15 protein-coding genes and 2 tRNA genes are annotated in these 20,103 nt (G+C 73.9%); 4 read left to right on the top strand and 13 right to left on the bottom strand.

Going from position 1 to position 20,103, the window contains the following annotated elements; all coding sequences use genetic code 11:
• Nucleotides 1-221: 221 nt before the first annotated feature.
• The gene (locus IEY71_RS12065) at nt 222-1,049 is read left to right on the top strand and encodes a hypothetical protein (protein ID WP_189085570.1); all 828 of its coding nucleotides are present in this window, start codon (nt 222-224) and stop codon (nt 1,047-1,049) included.
• A 62-nt stretch (nt 1,050-1,111) separates the two neighbouring features.
• Here the strand turns inward: IEY71_RS12065 and IEY71_RS12060 are convergent.
• Both IEY71_RS12060 and IEY71_RS12055 read right to left on the bottom strand, forming a co-directional pair.
• Nucleotides 1,112-1,185 (bottom strand) — tRNA-Met (locus tag IEY71_RS12060).
• Nucleotides 1,186-1,215: 30 nt separating this feature from the next.
• Nucleotides 1,216-1,287 (bottom strand) — tRNA-Thr (locus IEY71_RS12055).
• A 111-nt stretch (nt 1,288-1,398) separates the two neighbouring features.
• Between IEY71_RS12055 and IEY71_RS12050 the strand changes: the two genes are divergently transcribed.
• Entirely contained in the window at nt 1,399-3,159 is a 1,761-nt protein-coding gene (locus IEY71_RS12050; RefSeq protein WP_189085569.1) for a glycoside hydrolase family 13 protein, read from the top strand.
• 74 nt (nt 3,160-3,233) lie between these two features.
• Here the strand turns inward: IEY71_RS12050 and IEY71_RS12045 are convergent, their stop codons facing one another.
• The 11 genes from IEY71_RS12045 to IEY71_RS11995 all read right to left on the bottom strand — a co-directional run bounded on the left by IEY71_RS12045 (nt 3,234) and on the right by IEY71_RS11995 (nt 14,929).
• The gene (locus IEY71_RS12045; RefSeq protein ID WP_189085568.1) at nt 3,234-4,400 is read right to left on the bottom strand and encodes a M23 family metallopeptidase; all 1,167 of its coding nucleotides are present in this window, start codon (nt 4,398-4,400) and stop codon (nt 3,234-3,236) included.
• Nucleotides 4,401-4,633: 233 nt separating this feature from the next.
• Nucleotides 4,634-5,458, bottom strand: coding sequence for an inositol monophosphatase family protein (locus IEY71_RS12040; RefSeq protein WP_189085567.1), 825 nt, complete (start codon nt 5,456-5,458; stop codon nt 4,634-4,636).
• A 23-nt stretch (nt 5,459-5,481) separates the two neighbouring features.
• Nucleotides 5,482-6,504, bottom strand: a complete 1,023-nt coding sequence (locus IEY71_RS12035; RefSeq protein WP_189085566.1) for a LacI family DNA-binding transcriptional regulator — start codon at nt 6,502-6,504, stop codon at nt 5,482-5,484.
• 19 nt (nt 6,505-6,523) lie between these two features.
• Entirely contained in the window at nt 6,524-7,597 is a 1,074-nt protein-coding gene (locus IEY71_RS12030) for a C45 family autoproteolytic acyltransferase/hydrolase (protein WP_189085565.1), read from the bottom strand.
• A 58-nt stretch (nt 7,598-7,655) separates the two neighbouring features.
• Complete coding sequence (locus tag IEY71_RS12025) at nt 7,656-8,789, bottom strand: P1 family peptidase (RefSeq protein ID WP_189085564.1); 1,134 nt, start codon at nt 8,787-8,789, stop codon at nt 7,656-7,658.
• Complete coding sequence (locus IEY71_RS12020; RefSeq protein ID WP_189085563.1) at nt 8,786-9,826, bottom strand: P1 family peptidase; 1,041 nt, start codon at nt 9,824-9,826, stop codon at nt 8,786-8,788. Before IEY71_RS12020 ends, IEY71_RS12025 begins: the two co-directional genes overlap by 4 nt.
• A complete protein-coding gene (locus IEY71_RS12015; protein ID WP_189085562.1) occupies nt 9,823-10,587 on the bottom strand; it encodes an ATP-binding cassette domain-containing protein in 765 nt (254 codons plus the stop codon). The genes IEY71_RS12020 and IEY71_RS12015 overlap by 4 nt, the downstream gene beginning before the upstream one ends.
• A complete protein-coding gene (locus IEY71_RS12010; protein WP_189085561.1) occupies nt 10,584-11,444 on the bottom strand; it encodes an ABC transporter ATP-binding protein in 861 nt (286 codons plus the stop codon). The genes IEY71_RS12015 and IEY71_RS12010 overlap by 4 nt, the downstream gene beginning before the upstream one ends.
• Nucleotides 11,441-12,325 (bottom strand): ABC transporter permease, encoded by an 885-nt coding sequence (locus IEY71_RS12005; RefSeq protein ID WP_189085560.1) that lies wholly within the window; start codon nt 12,323-12,325, stop codon nt 11,441-11,443. Before IEY71_RS12005 ends, IEY71_RS12010 begins: the two co-directional genes overlap by 4 nt.
• Nucleotides 12,322-13,293 carry an ABC transporter permease gene (locus IEY71_RS12000; protein WP_189085559.1) on the bottom strand — a complete coding sequence of 324 codons (972 nt, stop codon included), beginning with the start codon at nt 13,291-13,293 and terminating at the stop codon, nt 12,322-12,324. The genes IEY71_RS12005 and IEY71_RS12000 overlap by 4 nt, the downstream gene beginning before the upstream one ends.
• Nucleotides 13,294-13,300: 7 nt before the next feature.
• A complete protein-coding gene (locus IEY71_RS11995; RefSeq protein ID WP_189085558.1) occupies nt 13,301-14,929 on the bottom strand; it encodes an ABC transporter substrate-binding protein in 1,629 nt (542 codons plus the stop codon).
• Nucleotides 14,930-15,232: 303 nt separating this feature from the next.
• Between IEY71_RS11995 and IEY71_RS11990 the strand changes: the two genes are divergently transcribed.
• On the top strand, nt 15,233-17,074 hold the full coding sequence (locus tag IEY71_RS11990; protein ID WP_189085557.1) for an MOSC domain-containing protein: 1,842 nt from the start codon (nt 15,233-15,235) through the stop codon (nt 17,072-17,074).
• Nucleotides 17,075-17,135: 61 nt separating this feature from the next.
• Nucleotides 17,136-20,103, top strand: a 2,968-nt coding sequence (locus IEY71_RS11985) for an aminotransferase (RefSeq protein ID WP_189085556.1), incomplete at its 3' end; no start/stop codon positions are given.

Genomic DNA, 20,103 nt, shown 5'->3' with positions numbered 1-20,103 from the left:
AGTGCCCAGACTTGCACGAGCGGGACGCGCAGACAAGCATTTTGCCGGATTTGGGATGCCATGGATCGAGCCGTGCATCATTAACATTGCAGGGATTCATCGAGAGAATCCGGCGCACTGGCCATCCTGGGGCGACCAAGCTCCGCGCCGGCGGCTTCGGAGAATCGACTCCGATCCGTCAGGATGGAAGTCGGCAAGCGAAGCGATCCGGCGTGGGAGACATGACACAGCACTCAGCGAAGACCCGTGTTCGATGGTGGCTGGCGATCGCCGGCGCCGGCACCCTGCTCGCCGTCGCGACCGGCCTGATGACGGCGGGCGTCGGCATGCCGCGGATCCCCGCCGGCGGCGTCCGGATCGACGCACCGGACACCCTCGTCGTCCGCGACGCGTCCGGCGCGACGACCGAACTCCGTCTGATCAACGGCCTCCCTGCGCTGGTCGACCCGCAGGTGTTCGGGATCGAAGCCGTCGACACGACGTCCTACGTCGGCGCCGAAGTGCCGGTGGACGCCGACATCGGCTTCCTCATGCCCGGCGAGGAGCCCCCCGCATCGCGCCAGGTGCGCGGCCAGGCCATCGACGACGCCGGCGAGCTCCGCGACATGTACGACGCCCTCGGCGGGTACGTCGTGATCGACGACCGCGAGGGCGGGGCCCTGCCGGAGGAACTCGACAGCTACGGCGATCGCACAGCCGGGAAGGGCAGCTCGGACTTCGTCGTCCAGGTGGACGACGAGGCGGTGTCCCGACTCTTCCCCGCCTACAACGTGACGCTTCGCGACGCCTCGGGCGCCGAGGCGGAGGCCCCGGCATGGGACGTGCAGTTCGACCTCGCGGCCGCGCACGAACAGGGCAGCACGAACCTGCCCCTGCCCCTCGCCTGGTACGCCTCGCCGTTCGCGCACGCGCTCGACGCCGCGGCGCCGTGGCTGCTCTGGGGCTTCGTGCTGGTGACGCTGCTCGCCCTCGCCCTCGCCAGGTGGGACCACGTGCGGGCCCGGCGCGCCGACGCGGCTGCGGAAGCCGTGCCCGCCGAGGAACAGTAGCGGTCGCACCCGCCCCGGAGACGAGAGAAGCCCGGAACTCCTGGAGTTCCGGGCTTTTCCGGTAGCGAGGGCGGGACTCGAACCCGCGACACCACGATTATGAGCCGTGTGCTCTAACCACCTGAGCTACCCCGCCGCAAGGCCTCCGGCCGAAGCCGGGAACCAGAGCCCCGAGTCAGGATTGAACTGACGACCCCTTCCTTACCATGGAAGTGCTCTACCACTGAGCTATCGGGGCGCGTCGCCGCGTTCGGCAACCGTTCGAGGATAGCACCTCGGCGGCGCACCGCCGAATCGAGGCCGGCTCCCGGAAACAGCCCCGTCGGACCCGTCGCGTACAGTGAGCGCTATGACGAGCGAGTGGTGGCGGACGGCCGTGATCTACCAGATCTACCCCCGCAGTTTCGCGGACGCGAACGGCGACGGCATGGGCGATCTCGCGGGCATCACCTCCCGGCTCGGCGCGCTCGCCGAGCTCGGCGTCGACGCCATCTGGCTCTCGCCGTTCTACACCTCCCCGCAGCACGACGCCGGCTACGACGTCGCCGACTACCGCGACGTCGACCCGCTGTTCGGCACCCTCGCCGACTTCGACGCGATGCTCGCCGAGGCGCACGCGCGAGGCATCCGCGTCATCGTCGACCTCGTGCCGAACCACTCCTCGAACGAACACGCCTGGTTCCAGGCCGCCCTGGCCGCCGGGCCGGGCAGCGCCGAGCGGGCCCGCTACCTGTTCCGCGACGGCCGCGGCGCGGCCGGCGAGCTGCCCCCGAACAACTGGGACTCGGTGTTCGGCGGCCCCGCGTGGACCCGCGTCACCGAGGCCGACGGGCAGCCGGGCCAGTGGTACCTGCACCTCTTCGACTCCTCGCAGCCCGACTTCGACTGGACGAACGACGAGGTCCGCGAAGAGTTCCGCGACATCCTCCGGTTCTGGCTCGACCGCGGCGTCGACGGCTTCCGCGTCGACGTCGCCCACGGCCTCATCAAAGCCGAGGGCCTGCCCGACTGGACCCCGCCCGCCGAGGGCGGCAGCATGGGCGGCGCCGGCGGCCTCGCCGACGACGCACCGGGCGCCGAACGCCCCGTGCCGAGCGCCGAGCCGGGCGTCGCGCTCGAGCCCGACATCTCCTCCGAGCCCGGCGACGCCCCGCCGTTCTGGGCGCAGGACGGCGTGCACGAGATCTACCGCGACTGGCGCGCCCTGCTCGACGGCTACTCGGGCGAACGCATCCTCGCCGCCGAGGCCTGGGTCGACCCCCTCGCCCGCGTCGCCCAGTGGGTCCGCCCCGACGAGATGCACCAGTCCTTCAACTTCGCCTACCTCGAGACCCCCTGGCGGGCCGCCGCCCTGCGCCGCGTCGTCGACGAGTCCCTCGCCGCGTTCGGCGCCGTCGGCGCCCCCTCCACCTGGGTGCTCTCGAACCACGACGTCGTGCGCCACCCCACCCGCCTCGCCCTCACCGTCGGCAACCTCCAGGGCCACGGCGTCGGCCCCCGCACCCCCGGCATCGGCGACCCCGCCACCGGGCTCCGCCGCGCCCGCGCCGCGACCGCGCTCATGCTCGCCCTGCCCGGCTCCGCCTACCTCTACCAGGGCGAGGAGCTCGGCCTCCCCGAGGCCATCGACCTCCCCGACGACGCCCGGCAGGACCCGACCTGGTTCCGCACGAACGGCGAACGCTACGGCCGCGACGGCTGCCGCGTCCCCATCCCCTGGGAGGCCGGCTCGCCCTCCTTCGGCTTCGGCCCGTCGGATGCCTCCTGGCTCCCCCAACCCGCCGAGTGGGCCGACTACGCCCGCGACCGCCAACACGACGCGCCCGGCTCGACCCTCTCGATGTACCGCGCCGCCCTCCGCCTACGCCGCGAGCACGCCCTCGCGAACGGCACCCTCGAATGGATCGAGACGCCCGACGCGCCCGACCTCGTCGCCTTCACGAACGGCGCGCTGCTCGTCGTCGCGAACACCGGCGACACCACGGTCTCGCTCGCGCAGGTGCTGCCCGACGAACACGCCGCCGCCGCGGCCGCGCAGCCGCTGCTCGCCTCGGGCGACGTGGCCCGCGGCATCCTCCCCGCCGACACCACGGTCTGGCTCGCCCGCTGAGCCGTGCTGCGCCGGCCCCAGGGTCGGCGCAGCGACCCGGTCAGCCGCCGATCAGTCGGCGTCGACGCGTCGGCTCAGTTCGTGTTGGCGTACAGCCACTCGAGGGGGTCGACCCAGGTGCCGTTGATGCCGCCGATGCGGATCTCGAAGTGCAGGTGGGGGCCCGTCGACATGCCGGTGTTGCCCGTCTCGCCGATGACCTGACCGACGTGCACGGTGTCGCCGATCTCGACCGTGCGCGAGCCCTCGATCATGTGCGCGTAGACGCTCGTGACGGTCTGGCCGTCGATGACGTGGTCGATCATGATCACGGTGCCGAGCGAGCCGCCGTTGTCGGTCGACTGCGAGACGACGCCGTCGGCGATGGCCTGGATGTCGGCGCCGAGGCCCGGGTTGAAGTCCTGGCCGTGGTGGTCGCTCGAGCAGCCGGCGCAGTCGCGGTAGCCGAAGCGGTCGCCGATGTGCACGCCGACCGCGAAGGGCCACTGGATCGTGCCGTTCGGGTTGTTCGTGAAGGTCGCCTCGGCGCGGATGCCGGCCGCCGCGGCGTACTCGGCGATCGACTGCGACTTGTACGACTCGAGACCGAGCTGCGGGGTCGCCGCGATGGCGTCGCCGCTGGTGTCGAGCGTCTGGCCCGCCTCGCGGCCGGAGTCGGTGCCGGTGAGGGCCATCGCCTGCACGTCGTCGGAGCTCAGCAGCGACAGCGAGGGCACGGAGGTGGCGACGGCGAGCATCGCGGCGAAGCCCATCGCGACGAGGCTCGTGAGCTTGGCGCCGCTGCGGCGCGCACGGGCGGGGGCGGCGAAGGCGGCGTTCGCCGAACGCGGCGGGCGGGCGGCCGCGACGGGGGTCTGCACCGGGGCGGGATCCTTCGCGAGGCGGCGCGAGCGCGCCGTGGGCGCCTCGTCGCGCAGCCGCGCGCGGCGGCTGAGCTGGGCCTCGGGGGCCGGTGCCGGGATCGTGGGCACCGCCACGGCGAGCTCCGCCTCGGCCGGCGCGGGAAGCGGCTCGGCGATGCGGGCGGCGGGGTGCTCCTCGACCCGGGCGGGCGCGGCCTCGGCGGCGGCCGCGACGGCCTCCGCGGGCACGGGCTCGCCCGAGATGATGGCGTCGAACAGCTCGACCCCGCTGGGCTCCTCGACGACGGCCGGAACGGGCGCGGCGGGGGTCGCAGCCAGCTCGGCGGCGCGCTCGCGTTCGCGAAGCTCTCGACGGGTCAGGGGTCGTTCAGACCGCAACGGGGTCTGAGTGCCTGGCGTGGAACCGTCGGGCACGAGGGGGGACTCGAGCACGTAGGGGCTTTCGGCGTTGGGGGCGGACGTAGGGGCCGTCATTCCGAGCGGTGCTCGGGTAACAGATTGGTAAAGGCTACCCCGGGCACGCCGATCGCGCCACCCGTCGGCCGCCAGCTCCGGCCGGCATCCCCGCCGTTCCAGGCGACGCGCCGTGAGAGCGGTCCCGGGCCCTCCGCTCAGGCGGGCAGTCCGGCCGCCGTCAGTGCCGCGCGCAGCTCCGGCGCCAGCGCCGGGCCGGCCGCGACCAGCAGCTCGCTCGACTCGCGGCCGCCGCCGGGCCCGGTGACGAGCGCACCCGCCTCGCGGGCGATGAGCGCCCCGGCGGCGTGATCCCAGGGATTCAGCCCGGTCTCGTAGAAGCCGTCGAGCCGGCCGGCCGCGAGCGCGCAGAGGTCGAGGGCGGCCGAGCCGAGGCGGCGGAGGTCGCGGATGCCGGGCAGCAACGCCGCCGCGACCGCGCCCTGGGCCCGGCGCACCTCGGCCGCGTAGCCGAAGCCGGTGCCGATCAGCGCGCGCGACAGCGGCACCGGATCGTTCACGCGCAGCTCGGCGCCCGCGAGGCGCGCGCCGCCGTCCTTGCTCGCCTCGAAGAGCTCGCCCGAGACGGGGTTCACCACGACGCCGGCCAGCGCGGTCCACTCGGCCGGGTCGGCGCCGCCGGAGACGACGGCGATGCTGATCGCCCAGTTCGGGATGCCGTAGAGGAAGTTGACCGTGCCGTCGATGGGGTCGACGATCCACTCGAGCCCGCTCGTGCCGATGCGCGCCGCATCCTCCTCGCCGAACACGCCGTCGTCGGGGCGCTCCTCGGCGATGAGCGCCCGGATGAGCGCCTCGGTGTCGCGGTCGACCGCGGTCACGATGTCGAGCGGCGTCGACTTCGTCGCGGCGACGCTCACCCCCTCCCGGCGGGCGGCGAGCGACTGCTCGCCGGCGCGGACCGCGATGTCGCGGGCGAGGCCGAGGAGCTCGGCCGGGGACGGAACGGCTGCGGAGGTCATGCCCCCACGCTACGCGGCGGCCCTCAGCCCTGCGAGCGGCCCTGGGTGGACTCGCGCACGTGCAGCTCCAGCGGCAGCTCGATCGAGGCGCCCCGCTCGGTCTCCCCGCTCAGCAGCCGGAACAGCAGCCGCGCGCACTCGGCGCCGGCCTCGCCGCCCTTGGTGTCGATCGCGGTGACGGAGGGGTGCATGGCGCGCAGCGCGCTGTTGTCCACGCAGGAGGCGAGCAGCAGGTCCTCGCCGATGACCCGCCCGGCCGCCGTGACGACGGGCGCGGCCGCCGCGGCGAAGCCGTCGCTCGCGCCGATGAGCGCGTCGACGTCGGGTTCGCGTTCGAGGATGGCGGCCGCCTCGGCCTGCGCCTGGGAGGCGTCGGTGCCGAAGGTCGCGACCGCGACCGCGGGCTCGACGCCGTGATCGCGGCACCAGGCGAGGTAGGACTCCTGGATGCCGATCGACCAGTCGGAGACCGTGGCCGAGGCGAGCAGGGCCGGGCGGTGCGCGCCGCGCTCGGCGAGGTGGTCGAGCAGCACCCTCGTGTAGGCGCCGTGATCCGACCAGACCACGCCGGTCGGCTGCTGGCCGCTCGGGAAGCGCTCGGAGGAGACGACGGGCAGCCCCATGGCGAGCAGCCGCTCGACCATCGCATCGCCCTCGGCGGGGTCGATCATCACGAGGCCGTCGACGTGCGGGGCGTAGTTCGGCCGCGCCTCCTCGCCGGCGACGATCACGGTGACGTCGTAGTCGAAGCCGGCCGCGACGTCGACGACGCCGTACACGAAGGAGAGGTAGTGCTCGCTGCGGAAGACCACCTGCGGGATGTACAGCCCGATCGCCCCGGTCGTCGCGGTGCGCAGCGAGCGGGCGGAGCGGTTGATGGCGTAGCCGAGCTCGGATGCCGCGCGCAGCACGGCCTCGCGGGTCGCGTCGGAGACGCGTCCGTGCCCGCGCAGGGCGTCGGACGCGGTGGTCTTCGACACTCCCGCGGCTCGCGCCACGTCCACGATCGTCGCCGGCGTCACGTGCCCTCCCCGAGTCCCCGCCATTGTGTCAGACCCTCCCCGCTCAGAACACCTGCCAGCTCGCCCGCTCGACGCGGCAGGGGCCGCCTTCGTGGAACTGCAGCCGCCCGGCCTCGAGGTCGAGCGAGATGGTCAGCAGCGTCTGCCAGCGGTGCTCGAAGGCGAGCTCGGGATCGGGGTGGCAGCACACCGGCGCGCCGTCGGCGTCGTGCACGAGCATCCCGACCGCGCGATCGACCGGGTCCTCGGAGCGGAACAGCGCCTCGCGCGCGAGCAGCTGCTCGAGGCGGGGGTAGCTGCTCGCGGTGGCCGGCGAGAGCTCGCCGCCCGCGAGCGCCTCGTCGAGGAAGTGGTTCGTGTGCACGAGCAGTCCGTCGTCGTTCGGCCGCACGACGGCCGCGCCGCCGGGGCTCAGTTCGACGCAGACCGCGTCGGCGACGCCGTCGGTGTAGGCGACGATCGTGAGCACCGTGGAGGCACTGACCGCGGCGGAGGACGCGATCGACACGGCTTCCTCGAGGGTTCGGGCCCGGTCGAGCACCGCACGGGCGACGACGTGCACCGGGACGCCGATGCCCTCCCCGTCGCCCGCGTGGTTCAGGATGTTGAAGTGCACGCCGATGCCGGCGCTGTTCAGGCCGATCTTGCCGAGGATGCCGAACTCGGTGAAGTACCGCACCTCGTGGTCGGGCCGCACCCGGGCGCGCACGACGAGCGTGTGGTCGTTCGAGACGTCGTGCCAGTCCCAGGTCTGCACGGTGCGCGGCGCGGCATCCGCCGGCAGGGTGACGACCGTGGAGCACTCGCCCTCGCCGATCGCGCCGACCGTCGCGAGGATCTCGGTGCGCGCGTTGAGCACGCCGAGCTGCCAGTGCTCGAGACCGGCGCCGTCGGCGAGGCCGCGGAGCTCGGCGGCGAGCTCGGGCGCCCACTCCTCGGTGCGCTCGATCGCCTGCCGGCCGATGCCGGGGAGGTCGTCGGCGACGACGCCGACGACCTCGAAGAGCTCGGCGTAGCCGCGCGCGTTCCACGCGATCTCCTCGGCGCCGAAGCGGCCGAGGGCGAGCCCGCGCTGATAGGGGTCGAGCTCGTCGGTCTCGAAGCGGCGGACGGTCATCTGGTCGGTCCTTCCTCGCGGCGGGCCGCGAACGGGGTGGTGCTGGTCGTCGCTCGGGTCATCGGCCGGCCTCGAGCACGGCGTCCCAGGCGAGCTCGGAGGCCACGGCGGCGAGCGCGATCGAATTGACCGCCTGCTCGCCGAGCCGCGTGCTGCCAGCGGGCGGCAGCGCGATCTCGTCGGTGGTGAGCGCGAAGAGCGTGTCGCCGTCGTGGTTGGTGTGGAACGGCTGGATGGCCCGGTGCATCGAGCTGTGCACCTGGCGGCCGAAGAGCCGCAGCTCCTTGTCGTCGAGCTTGACGTTCGTGACGACCGCCGTGATCGTGGTGTTGCCGGCGGCCGTCACGGGCTGCTCGCCCGCGAGCAGGGCCGCCTCGTAGTCCACGACGGGCAGGCGCCGCTCGCCCGTCTCGGGGTCGTAGTTGCCGCGGACGATCCGGCCGTCGCGGTCGACGATGACGCCGACCGGGTTCACGATCGTGACGACGAGGATGCGGAGGTCGCCGATCTGCCGGAAGGCGGCGCCCTGCCCGGTGAACTCGCAGCGGGAGAGGTCGATCTTGCCCGCCGAGGCGGCGATGCCCGCGCCGACCCGGCCGACGGGGATCGCGTCGGGGCGGGCGGCCTCGAGCGCGGCCCGGCCGAGCGCCGCGTCGGGCACGATGCCCGTGTCGCGCGCACCGAGGTCGTAGATGACGGCGCCGGAGGCGGAGCGCAGGTCCTGCCAGCCGACCCGGCCCTGCTCGCGCACGAGCAGCTCCTCGTCGACGCCCGTGGCGGCGGCGAGTCCGTAGGAGGAGCCGCCCGCGAAGCAGATCGCGTGGTTGAACTCCTCGTAGCGGCCGATGATGCCGATCGCCCCTCCCCGGGCGTCGACCGAGGTCCGCGCGCCGTTCGCGATCGTGATGACCGTCGCACCGGTCGGCCCGTTCGCGTACTCGGCGGTGCCGACGGCGACGCCGGGGAAGTCGAAGGCGACGAGGCCGCGGCCGACGCCGTGGCTCGGCACGAGCTCGACGTCGTCGTTGCCGACGCGGTCGCCCCAGTAGGGCGGGGGCGTGAGCCGGTGCGGGGCGGCGCGGCCGGCGTCGCTCGCGGCGGGGTCGATGAACGGCACGTCGGATCCTTCCGTGGCGGTGGCGGTGCGGGTGGCGGGCGTCCGGCCGGTGGGCGCGGGCGCTGCGGCGCTCATCGGGCCGCCTCGAGCACGGCGTCCCAGGCGAGCTCGGAGGCGAGCGCGCCGATGGCGATCGAGTTGACCGGGGCGTCGTCGTCCTCGGCGGGGACGCTCGGGGTGAGGTCGACCTCGTCGGTCGTGAGCGCGAACAGGGTGTCGCCGTCGAGTGCGGTGTGGAAGGGCTGGATGGCCCGGTTCATCGAGGAGTGCACCTGCCGGCCGAAGTGGATGAGCTCCCGGTCGCTCAGCCGCACGTTCGTGATCACCGCGGTGATCGTCGTGTTGCCGCGCTCGGCCCGCGGCTGCTGCGCCCGCTCGATCGCCGCGAGGTAGTCGCCCTCGAGGCGGCGCCGCTCGCCGCGCTCGGCGTCGTAGTTGCCGCGCACGACCTCGCCGTCGCGGTCGACGATGACGCCGACCGGGTTCGGCACGGTCACGACGAGCACGCGCACCTCGCCCGCGCGGGCGAAGGCGGCGCCCTGGCCGGTGAGCTCGGTGCGGGCGTAGTCGATCTTGCCCGCGGAGGCGGTGGCCCCCGCGCCGACCCGGCCCACGGGGACGCGGCCGTGCTCGGCGGCGCGGATCGCGGCGCGTCCGAGCGCGGCATCCGGGTGGATCGCCGTCTCGCGCGCCGAGTAGTCGTAGATGACCGCGGTCGAGACGAGCTGCAGATCGTCGACGCCGCCGCGGTTGCCGCCGCGGGCGCGGAGCTCGTCCGCGACGCCCGAGCCGGCGGAGAGACCGTACACCGAGCCGCCGGTGAGGCAGATCGCGTGGGCGAAGTACTCGAAGCCGTTGCTCATGCCGATCGCGCCGCCCCGGGCGTCGATCGCGAGCCGGGCGCCGGCCGGGACATGCAGCACGGTGCAGCCGGTCGGGCCGTTCTCGTACGTGGCGACGCCGACCTCGACGCCGGGGAAGTCGTACGTGACGACGTCGCCCGACCAGTCGGTGCTCGGCACGAGCTCGACGTCGCGGTTCGTGGGCCGGGGGCCCCAACTGGGCAGTCCGGCGAGCCGCGGCGGGATCGCGGTGGCTGAGGGGTCGGTCACAGTGCCTCCAGGAGTTGGCGGGAGTATTCGTGTTCGGGGGTCTCGTAGAAGCGGGCGGTGTCGGCGAGCTCGACGATCTCGCCGAGCCGCATCACCGCGATCCGGTGGGCGAGGTAGCGCACGGCCGCGAGGTCGTGCGAGATGAAGAGGGCGCCGAAGCCGTGCTGCGCCTGCAGGTCGATGATGAGGTTCAGGATCTGCGCCTGCACGGAGACGTCGAGCGCGCTCACCGCCTCGTCGAAGACGATGAAGCGCGGGTTCGTCACGAGCGCCCGGGCGATCGCGATGCGCTGCCGCTGCCCGCCCGAGAGCTCGTGCGGGTAGCGCGCCGCGAGGGCGGGGTCGAGCCGCACCTGGCGGAGCAGCTCGGTGACCCGCTCGGCGTGCGCCGTGAGGCGCGAGCCGTCGAGCGCGGCGAGCGGCTCCGCGACCGAGAGGCCGACGGGCATCCGCGGGTCGAGCGACCAGTGCGGGTTCTGCGGCACGGTCTGGATGAGGCCGCGGCGGGCCCGGCGCTGCTTCGGCCCGCCGATGGGCTCGCCGAGGAAGCGCACCGTGCCGCTCGTGGGCTCGCGCAACCCGAGGGCGACGCTCGCCGTGGTGCTCTTGCCCGAGCCGGACTCGCCGACGAGGCCGAGCGTCTCGCCGGCCCGCACGTCGAGGCTGACCTCGCGCATGGCGACGAGCTCGCTGCGGCCGCGCCCCCACCCGGTGCGGAACACCGTCGTCACGCGGTCGAGCTCGAGGATCGTCTCGCTCATCGGGCCACCACCTCCTCCTCGTCGCGGAAGCTCGCCGCGAGCGCGGCGACGTCGACCGAGCTCGTCTCGATCCGCTCGCCCGGCTGCACGCCGGCCGGGTCCGCCGCGGCGAGCGCGACGGTGTACGGATGCGTCGGCGAGCCGAGCACCTGCTCGGCGGGGCCGTCCTCGACGACGCGGCCGGCGTACATCACGGCGACCCGCCCGCACCAGCGGCCGACGCTGCGCAGGTCGTGGCTGAGCCACAGCACCGTGGTGCCGGCGTCGCGGGCGAGGCCGAAGACGAGCTTCGTCACCTCGCTGCGAACGTTCGAGTCGAGCGCCGCGGTCGGCTCGTCGGCGATCAGGATGCGCGGCGAGCGCGCCATCGTCATCGCGATCACGATGCGCTGGGCCATCCCGCCGGAGATCTCGTGCGGGAAGAGCCGCAGCACCCGCTCGGGCTCGCGCATCCGCACCCGCTCGAGGTGGCCGACGAGCGCGGCGCGGTCGTTCGGCAGGCCGCGCAGCGCGAGCTCGAGCTGGCGGCCGATCCGCATGGTCGGGTCGAGCGCCGAGATCGGGTCCTGCGGGATGAAGCCGAGCTGCTCCCGGCGGAGGGTGCGCAGCTCCTTCACGCCGAGCTGCAGCACGTCGTGCCCGTCGACGAACACCCGGCCCTCGGGGTAGCGGGCGTTGCCGGGCAGCAGCCGGCCGACGAGCGAGCCGAGGGTCGACTTGCCCGAGCCGGACTCGCCGACGAGGCCGACGGTCTCGCCCGCGCGGACCGCGAGGCTCGCGCCGTCGAGGGCGCGCACGATGGTGCCGCCGGTCGAGTACTCGACCGTGACGTCCTGGATGTCGAGGATGGCGCTCATTCGAGGGACCTCGCCTCTCTCGGTTCGAATCGGTCGCGCAGGCTGTCGCCGATGAGGTTGATGGCGAGGATGGCGAGCACGAGGATGAGTCCCGGCAGCAGGATCAGCCACGGCGCCTTCACCATGTAGAGGGTGCCCTCCTGCACGAGGAGGCCGAGGCTCGAGCCCGGCAGCTGCACGCCGTAGCCGAGGAAGCTCAGGCCGCCCTCGACGAGGATCGCGACCGACAGCGCGTAGGTGCCCTGCACGGCGATCGTGCCCGAGATGTTCCGCAGCACGTGCCGGGTCATGATGACGGGGGTCGACACCCCGCTGATGACGGCCGAGGTGATGAAGTCGCGCTGCGCGACGAGCCTCGTCGCCTGCCCGACCATCCGCGTCATGAGCGGCACCGTGACGAGCACGATGCTGCAGAGCGCGGCGATATAGCCGGGCCCGACGACCGCGGCGACGAGGATCGCGAGCACGATCGCCGGGAAGGCGTAGAGGATGTCGCCGACGCGCATGATCAGCCCGCCCGTGCGGCCGCCGCGGTAGCCGGCGATGATGCCGCAGAGCGTCGCGATCACGGCGGTCAGCAGCACCGCCACCGCGGAGAGCAGCAGCGTCGTCATGACCCCCTCGAGCAGCCGGGGCAGCAGCGAGCGGCCGAGGCTGTCGGTGCCCGCGGGGTAGGCGAGCGACGGCGGGGCGAGCCGCGGTCCGACGATCGCGGTCGGGCTGCCGCCGAGGCCGAAGAGGCGGCCGAGCAGGGCCGCGGTGAACAGCACGGCGAGCGTCCACATCGCGGTCTTCGCGAGCCCGTCGAAGGAGGCGAGGTAGTCCCAGGCGCGGCGGAGCACGCTGCGCCGTCGCCCCTCGACCCGGATGACGGCGGTCATGCGCCCCGTCCCTTCTTCGCGACGCTCACCCGCGGGTCGACGAGGCCGGTGAGCACGTCGATCAACAGGCTCGCGATCACGAACACGGCGGTCGCGAGGAGCACGCCCGCCTGGATCACGGTGTAGTCGCGCCGATCGAGCGCGAGCACGAGGTAGGAGCCGATGCCCGGCACGTTGAACACCCGCTCGACGATGACGGCCCCGCCGAGGAGGTAGGCCGTGATCGTCGCGGTGAGGGTGAGCACGGGGATCAGCGCGTTCCGCAGCACGTGGTGGCGGATGATGAAGCCCTTCGGCTCGCCGCGCGCCACCGAGGCGGCGATGTGCGGCTCGACGAGCACCCCGATCACCGCGTCCCGCGTGGTGCGCGCGGTGGCCGCGACGCAGAACACCGAGAGCACGAGGGCCGGCAGCAGCAGCGAGACCACGCCGCGGCCGAAGTCCGTCGTCGGCGAGGTGAATGCGCCGACCGAGAGCCCCAGGTCGAAGCGGGAGAAGAGGAACACGACGAGGCAGCCGAGCACGAACTCCGGGAAGCTGATGCCGATCGTCGAGACGATCCTGGCCGCCGCGCTGCCGCGGCCGGTCGAGGCGTGCGTGCCCGCGTAGACGCCGAGCGGGATGCCGATCGCGATCGTGACGAGCATCGCCATCCCGGCCAGCAGCGCGGTGACCGGCAGCCGGGAGGCGAGCTCGTCGAGCACCGGCTGCTGGCTCGCGAGCGAGAGCCCGAAGTCGCCGCGCGCCGCGTTGCCGAGCCAGAGCAGGTACTGCTCGGGCAGCGAGCGGTCGAAGCCGAAGCTCTGCCGCAGCTGCTCGCGCTGCTCCTCGTTCGAGAGCGGGCCGAGCACGATCTGGGCGAAGTCGCCGGGGAGGCTCCTGACCGCGGCGAAGATCAGGATGGATGCCCCGAGCAGCACGATGATCGCGCTGAGGAGCCTCCCCGGGAGCCAGTGGAGCAGGCGCATGGTGCCGTTAGCCCTCGCTCTTCAGACGGAAGTCCGTGACGTAGCGGAAGATGTCGCCGTAGCCCTCGTTGGAGTTGATGGTCGGGCTGATCAGGTCGTCGCGGTAGGCGATGACGCCGGGGCGGGTCATCAGCGGCACCTGCTCGGCGCCCTCGTCGACCGCGGCGCAGAGCTTCGTGAGCGTCGCGTCGCGTCCCTCGCCGGCGGGCTCCTCGCTGGCGTCGACCACGAGCTGGTTGAGCTCGGGCGAGCCCTGCATGAAGCGCGCGGTGAAGCCGGCCTGGTCGGTGTTCCACCAGCGCGAGACCATCGCGGCGTCGCCGTAGCCGGCGTACCAGCTGACGCCGATGTCGGCGCCGGCGGTCTCGTCTGAGCCGTAGAAGGTGGCGCCGTAGGTGGCGTCGTCGACGATCTCGATGTCGACGGTGACGCCGAAGGGCTCGAGCTGCTGCTGGATGACCTGGGCGATCTTGCCGGGGGCGCTCTCGGAGTTCCAGGTCTGCAGCGACAGCGTGATGTTCTCGGCGCCGGCGTCGGCGAGGAGCTTCGTGATCTCCTCGTCGCTCAGCTGCTGGCTGGGCAGCTCCTCGGGGTCGCAGGCGCCGGGCAGCGACACGGGCGAGACGCCGGTGGCGAGGCCGTGGCCGGCGAGCGTGAGGTCGGAGAGCTGCGCGCGGTCGATCGCGGCGTTCACCGCGAAGCGCACCCGCTCGTCGGCGAGCGGCGAGTCCGGGTTCGTGGAGTTCAGGATGACGTAGTAGAAGTCGGTGTTCTGCTGGTTCACGACCTTGGCCTCTGGGGTCCCGGCGAGGAGGTCGAGGGCGTCGGCGTTGTTGAAGAACACGTACTGGGCGCTGCCGTCGCGGATGGCGGCGAGGCGGTTGGCCTCGTCGGGCACGATCTCGAGCTCGACGGCGTCGATGCCGAGCTCGTCGAGGCCGTGGTAGTGCGGGTTCTGCTCGAAGCTCCAGGACTCGTCCTGCACGTGCGCGGTCGGCACGAACGGTCCGGTGCCGACCATCTCGGTCTTCAGGTCGACCGTGCCGTCGCGCACCTCCTGCACCGGGAGGATCGCGGCGGGCGTGTTCGCGAGGGCGCCGAGGAGGGCGGTGTACGGGGCGGAGAGCTTCACCGTGACCTCGAGGTCGCCGGTGACCTCGACGGACTCGATCGGCCCGAGCTGCAGCGACCACGCGGAGCCGGTCTCGAGCAGGAGCTCGATGCTGCCCTTCACGTCCTCGGCGGTCATCGGCCGGCCGTTCGAGAAGACCGCGTCGTCGCGCAAGTGGAAGACGTACTCGGTGGGGCTGACCTCGTCCCAGGACTCGGCGAGGCCGGGGGTGAACTCGAAGTTCTCGTCGATGTTCACGAGCGTCTCGTAGGCGAGGCCCATGATCGTCCAGGAGCGGGCGGTGTCGGCAGTGCGGGGGTCGAGGCCGTTGGGCTCGACGGTGTCGTAGTCGAGGTAGGCCCGGAAGGTGCCGCTCGAGGCGATCGACTCGTCGGCGACCGCGAGGAAGCCGGGGGCGACCTCGGCCGCGGCGTCGTCGCCGTTGCCGGCCGGTTCGCCGGTACAGCCGGTGAGGAGCAGGGTGGCGGCGGCGAGGCCGCCGATGAGGGGGAACGCGTGTCGCATCGTTGTCGACTCCCTTGGGTTCGTGGGCGGGGGCCCGTGATCGGAGGGGTGGAGCAAGGGGTTCCTGGTGTGGCCACGGATGCCGGATCGTTCCGGCGTGTTGGAAAGCTAGCCCCGATCGGATGCCCCGTCAAGACCCCGGCGGAAGGTTTCCCGGAATCGAGACATCCCCGTGATCTCAAGCTCCGGATCGTTCCGGCAGCGTTGACGGCGCGCGCGCCTCCCGCTAGTCTCGCTGCGAGTGCCGGATCGATCCGGCATCCTCGTTCGCCCGACGAACGCGATCGCGCTGAAGGAGGCGCCATGGCACCCGCTCACCTGGAGCGCATCGTGCGCTACCCCGTGAAGGGCCTGCCCGGCGTGCCCGAGACCGACGGGGCCGAGCTCCGCCCCGGCCGCGGCCTGCGCTGGGACCGCGGGCACGCCGTCGAGAACGGCACCGTCGTGCCGGCCGATCGCGCGGCCTGGCAGCCCCGCGAGACCTACTTCCACCTCGCGAAGTACGAGTCGATCGCCCGCATCGGCACCGCCCTCGACGGCGCGGACGGCGACGACCCGGTGCTCACGCTCAGCGCGGCCGACGCCGTCGCCCGGCTGCGCCTCGCCGGTCCCTCCCTCGACGCGGCCGACGCCGACGCGCTCCTCCGGGCGACGCTGCCCGCCGGGCCGCTCGGCCCGCCGACGCTCGTCCGCACTGCGGCGGCCGGTCTCTGGGATTGGCCCGCGGCCCACCTCTCGATCATCAACCTGGCGACGCTCGAGGCGCTCGCCGAGGCGGCCGGCGAGCCCGTCGACCCGCGGCGCTTCCGCGGCAACCTGTACCTCGGCGGGCTCCCCGCCTGGGGCGAGCTCGCGCTCCTCGGCCGCCGGGTGCGGCTCGGCGGGGCGGTGCTCGAGGTCTTCCAGCCGACCGACCGCTGCCGCGCCACCACCATCAACCCGCTCGACGCGGTCTCCGATCTGAACGTGCCGGCCCTCCTCGCGAGCCGCTTCGGCCATATGTTCTGCGGCGTCTACGCCCGGGTCGTCGAACCCGGCCGCATCTCGCCCGGCGACCGGATCGAGCCCCTCGACGAGCGCACGCCGCTCCCGGGGGCCGAGCACGGCTGGCCGCGCACCGGACGCGTCGTCGAGCGCCGCCGGGAGTCCGAGGCGGTCACGAGCTTCTGGTTCGACGACCCGCTCGGCCTCCTGCCGCGCGCCCGGCCCGGGCAGCACGTGCGCGTCCACGCCCCCGGCGCCGCGGCGCCGAACTGGCGCTGCTACACGATCTCCGCGACCGACGACGGCGCGAGCGAGTCGGGCCCGTCGGGCCGGTTCCGGATCAGCGTCAAGCGCGACGGCCGCATCTCCACGGCGCTGCACGAGCAGCTGGAGTCCGGCGGCGAGCTCGTCGTCACCGGCCCCTTCGGCGACGTCGTGCTCGACGAGGACGCCTCCCGCGACCTCCTGCTCGTCAGCGCGGGCGCCGGCATCACCCCGACCGCCGCGATGCTGCGCGCCCGGCTCGCCGCGCCCGGCACCGGCCGGGTGCGCGTCGTGCACAGCGAGCGCGACGCGGCATCCGTCGCCCTCTGGGACGAGGTGCGGGACGCCGTCGCCGCCCTGCCCGACGCCGAGGCCTCCCTGCACCTCACCCGCGACCCCGCGGGGGCCGAACGCCTCGGCGCCGCGAGCGTGCGGCCGGACGCGGCGACGTTCGGTGCGATCCTCGCCCAGCTCGACCTCGACCGGCTCGACGTCTACGCCTGCGGCCCCGGCACCTTCACCGCCGACGTCCGCGCGCAGCTCGCGGCGCTCGGCGTCGACCCGGAGCGGGTGCGGGCCGAGGTCTTCTTCTCACCCAGCTCCGCCGAGCTCGCCGAGCCGCGCGAGCCCTCGACGAGCGGCCCGCACCGCATCACCGTCGGCGAGGACGAGCTCGACTGGCGCCCCGAGTCCGGCTCGGTGCTCGACGCCGTCGAGGGCATCGGCATCGACTGGACGAGCGGCTGCCGCGTCGGCGTCTGCGGCACCTGCGTGCGGAAGCTCACGAGCGGCACCGTCGAGTACCTGAGCGAGCCGCTCACCCCGCCGCCCGCGGGCAGTGTGCTCGTGTGCTGCTCCGCCCCGACGAGCGATCTGGTGTTCGACCCCGGGGACTGAGCCGTCCGCCGCTCACCCCGCACCGACCCATCCGCCGCCCGCGCACCCCGAAGGACCGATCATGCCCACGCTCCCCCTGCCCTCCGAGCTCGAGCTCGTGCAGCCCACCCCGCCCGAGCTCTCCCCCGCCGACGCCGAGCGCATCGCCCGCGACGCGTTCGGCCTGCGCGCCACCGCCCGGGCGCTCGGCAGCCACCAGGACCGCAACTTCTTCCTCGACCGCGGCGAGGAGCCGCCCGTGCTCCTGAAGATCGCGAACCCCGGCACGACGAGCGCCGAGCTCGAGGCGCAGTCGGCCGCCGCCGCCCGCATCGCCGAGCGCGCCCCCGGCCTGCGCACCCCGCGCAGCCTCGCGGACCCCGAGTCCGGCGGCGACGGCGCGACCGTGCGCGAGATCGAGGCGGGCGGGCAGCGGCTCGGCGCCCGCGTGCTCGAATTCCTCGACGGCGGCACGCTCTCGGGCGGCGGGCACCTCTCCCCCGCGGTCGTGCGCGGCATCGGCGAGCTGGCGGCCCGCGTCGACCTCGCCCTCGCGGACTTCGACGCCCCCGGCGTCGAGCGGCCGCACCAGTGGGACCTCCGCCGGGCGCCCGCCGTGCTCGACGCGCTGCTGCCCTACGTCGGCGACGCCGCGCTCCGCGAGCGGGTCTCCGCCGCCGCCCGCGAGGCCTGGGCCGTCGTCGAGCGGCTCGCGCCCGAGCTGCCGGTGCAGGCCGTGCACGGCGACCTCACCGACGACAACGTGGTCTGGAGCGACCCGCTCACCCGCCGGCCCGACGGCGTCATCGACCTCGGCGACCTGAACCGGGGCTGGACCGTCGGCGAGCTCGCCATCACGCTCTCCTCGCTGCTGCACCACGACGGCGTCGACCGCCGCGCCGCCCTCCGCGCGGCCACCTCGTACCACGGGCTGCGCCCGCTCTCCCGCGCCGAGGCCGAGGCGCTCTGGCCGCTCGTCGTGCTGCGCGCCGCCGTGCTCGTCGCGAGCGGGCACCACGTCGTCGCGACCGATCCGGGCAACGGCTACGCCGCCGAGAACCTCGGCCACGAGCTCGCGATCCTCGAGGCCGCCACCGCCGTCCCGCTCGCCGTGCAGACGGCGCTCGTGCTCGCGGCGACCGGGCACGAGCCCGAGACGCTCGCGCTGCCCTCGCACGGGCCGCTGCTCGGCGGCATCCGCCCCGAGGAGTTCGCCCACGTCGAGCTCGGCACGACGAGCCCCGCACTGCACGGCGGGCGCTGGCTCGAGCCGGATGCCGAGGCCGCCGCCGCCCGTGCGGCGCTCGCCGCCGGCGCGGCCGTGGCCGCGACCCGCTTCGGCGAGGCGCGCCTCACCCGCTCGACGCCCTTCGCCCAGGAGGCTCCCGCGAACGTCGCGCTCGGCGTGGAGCTCGCCCTCGCACACCCGGTCGAGCTGCTCGCGCCCTGGCCCGGGATCGTGACCGCCGGGGAGGACGGGCTCGAGCTGCGCGGCGACGGACTCGTGCTGCGCCTCGACGGGGCCGAGGCATCCGCCCTCGTGAGCGCCGCTGCGCCGGGCGCCGGTGCCCACGTCGATCGCAGCGCCGCGATCGGCCGAGCCGAGACGCAGCTCGCCGTGCGCGTGCACCGCGACGGCGACGCGACCCCGCCGTGGTTCGCGCCCGCTGCCGAGGCCGCGGGCTGGCTCGCCCTCGTCGCCGACCCGAGCCCGCTCCTCGCAGGCGCGGAGCGTGCGAGCGACTCGGCGGGCGACACGGCCCTGCCCGCCGGAACCCGCGACGCCCGCGAACTCATCACCCGGCGCGAGGCCGTCTTCGCCGAGGTGCAGGAGTACTACTTCGAGGAGCCGCCCGCGATCGTGCGGGGCTGGCGCGAGCTGCTCGTCGACGCCGACGGCCGGGTCTACCTCGACGCGCTGAACAACGTCACCTCGATCGGGCACGCGCATCCGCGCCTCGTCGAGGCGGTGACCGAGCAGTGGCAGCTGCTGAACACGAACTCGCGGTTCAACTACCCCGCGGTCGTCGACTACGCCGAGAGGCTCGCCTCGCTCGTGCCCGATCCGCTCGACACGGTGTTCCTCGTGAACAGCGGCTCGGAGGCGGTCGATCTCGCCCTGAGGCTCGCCCGCGCGGCGACGGGGCGGCGCGACATCCTCGCCGTGCGCGAGGCGTACCACGGCTGGACCGACCTCTCCGACGCCGTCTCGACCTCCGTCGCCGACAACCCGGGCGCGCTCGCGAGCCGCCCCGACTGGGTGCACACGGTCGACGCGCCCAACCCGTTCCGGGGGCGGCACCGGGGTGCCGAGGCCTCCCGCTACGCGGGCGAGGCCGTCGCCGAGGTCGAACGGCTCGCCGACGCCGGAACCCCGCCGGGCGCGTTCATCGCCGAGACGTACTACGGCAACGCGGGCGGGATCGCCCTGCCCGACGGCTACCTCGCCGCGGTGTACGAGGCGGTGCGGAGGCACGGCGGCGTCGCCGTCGCCGACGAGGTGCAGGTCGGCTACGGCCGGCTCGGCGAGTGGTTCTGGGGCTTCGAGCAGCAGGGCGTGGTGCCCGACGTCGTCGCCGTCGCGAAGGCGATCGGCAACGGCCATCCGCTCGGCGCCGTCATCACGACGAAGGAGATCGCGGCGGCGTACCGCAGCCAGGGCTACTTCTTCTCCTCGGCCGGCGGCAGCCCGGTGTCGAGCGTCGTCGGCTCGACCGTGCTCGACGTGATCCGCGAGGAGGGGCTGCAGCAGAACGCCCGCGAGGTCGGCGGCTACTTCCGCGAGCGGCTCGCGGAGCTCGGCGAGCGCCACCCGCTCGTCGGCGCGGTGCACGGCTCGGGCTTCTACCTCGGCCTCGAGTTCGTGCGCGACCGCGAGAGCTTCGAGCCCGCGACCGAGGAGACGGCGGCGATCTGCGAGCGGCTGCTCGAGCTCGGCGTCATCGTGCAGCCGACCGGCGACCACCAGAACGTGCTGAAGATCAAGCCGCCGATGTGCCTCGGCCGCGAGGGCGTCGACGCGTTCGTCGCCGCCGTCGACCGCGTGCTCA

Source organism: Agromyces mediolanus (genome assembly GCF_014648575.1).
Lineage (GTDB): Bacteria > Actinomycetota > Actinomycetes > Actinomycetales > Microbacteriaceae > Agromyces > Agromyces mediolanus.
Note: the sequence above shows the minus strand (reverse complement) of the source record. Positions and strands in the feature narration are given on the sequence as shown.

Excerpts from the sequence above, each read along its gene's own strand:
- IEY71_RS12005 (WP_189085560.1), bottom strand. The coding sequence starts at position 12,325 with ATGACCGCCGTCATCCGGGTCGAGGGGCGACGGCGCAGCGTGCTCCGC.
- IEY71_RS12010 (WP_189085561.1), bottom strand. The coding sequence starts at position 11,444 with ATGAGCGCCATCCTCGACATCCAGGACGTCACGGTCGAGTACTCGACC.
- IEY71_RS12040 (WP_189085567.1), bottom strand. The coding sequence starts at position 5,458 with ATGACCTCCGCAGCCGTTCCGTCCCCGGCCGAGCTCCTCGGCCTCGCC.
- IEY71_RS11995 (WP_189085558.1), bottom strand. The coding sequence starts at position 14,929 with ATGCGACACGCGTTCCCCCTCATCGGCGGCCTCGCCGCCGCCACCCTG.
- IEY71_RS11990 (WP_189085557.1), top strand. The coding sequence starts at position 15,233 with ATGGCACCCGCTCACCTGGAGCGCATCGTGCGCTACCCCGTGAAGGGC.
- IEY71_RS12015 (WP_189085562.1), bottom strand. The coding sequence starts at position 10,587 with ATGAGCGAGACGATCCTCGAGCTCGACCGCGTGACGACGGTGTTCCGC.
- IEY71_RS12030 (WP_189085565.1), bottom strand. The coding sequence starts at position 7,597 with ATGACCGTCCGCCGCTTCGAGACCGACGAGCTCGACCCCTATCAGCGC.
- IEY71_RS12025 (WP_189085564.1), bottom strand. The coding sequence starts at position 8,789 with ATGAGCGCCGCAGCGCCCGCGCCCACCGGCCGGACGCCCGCCACCCGC.
- IEY71_RS12050 (WP_189085569.1), top strand. The coding sequence starts at position 1,399 with ATGACGAGCGAGTGGTGGCGGACGGCCGTGATCTACCAGATCTACCCC.
- IEY71_RS12035 (WP_189085566.1), bottom strand. The coding sequence starts at position 6,504 with ATGGCGGGGACTCGGGGAGGGCACGTGACGCCGGCGACGATCGTGGAC.
- IEY71_RS12000 (WP_189085559.1), bottom strand. The coding sequence starts at position 13,293 with ATGCGCCTGCTCCACTGGCTCCCGGGGAGGCTCCTCAGCGCGATCATC.
- IEY71_RS12065 (WP_189085570.1), top strand. The coding sequence starts at position 222 with ATGACACAGCACTCAGCGAAGACCCGTGTTCGATGGTGGCTGGCGATC.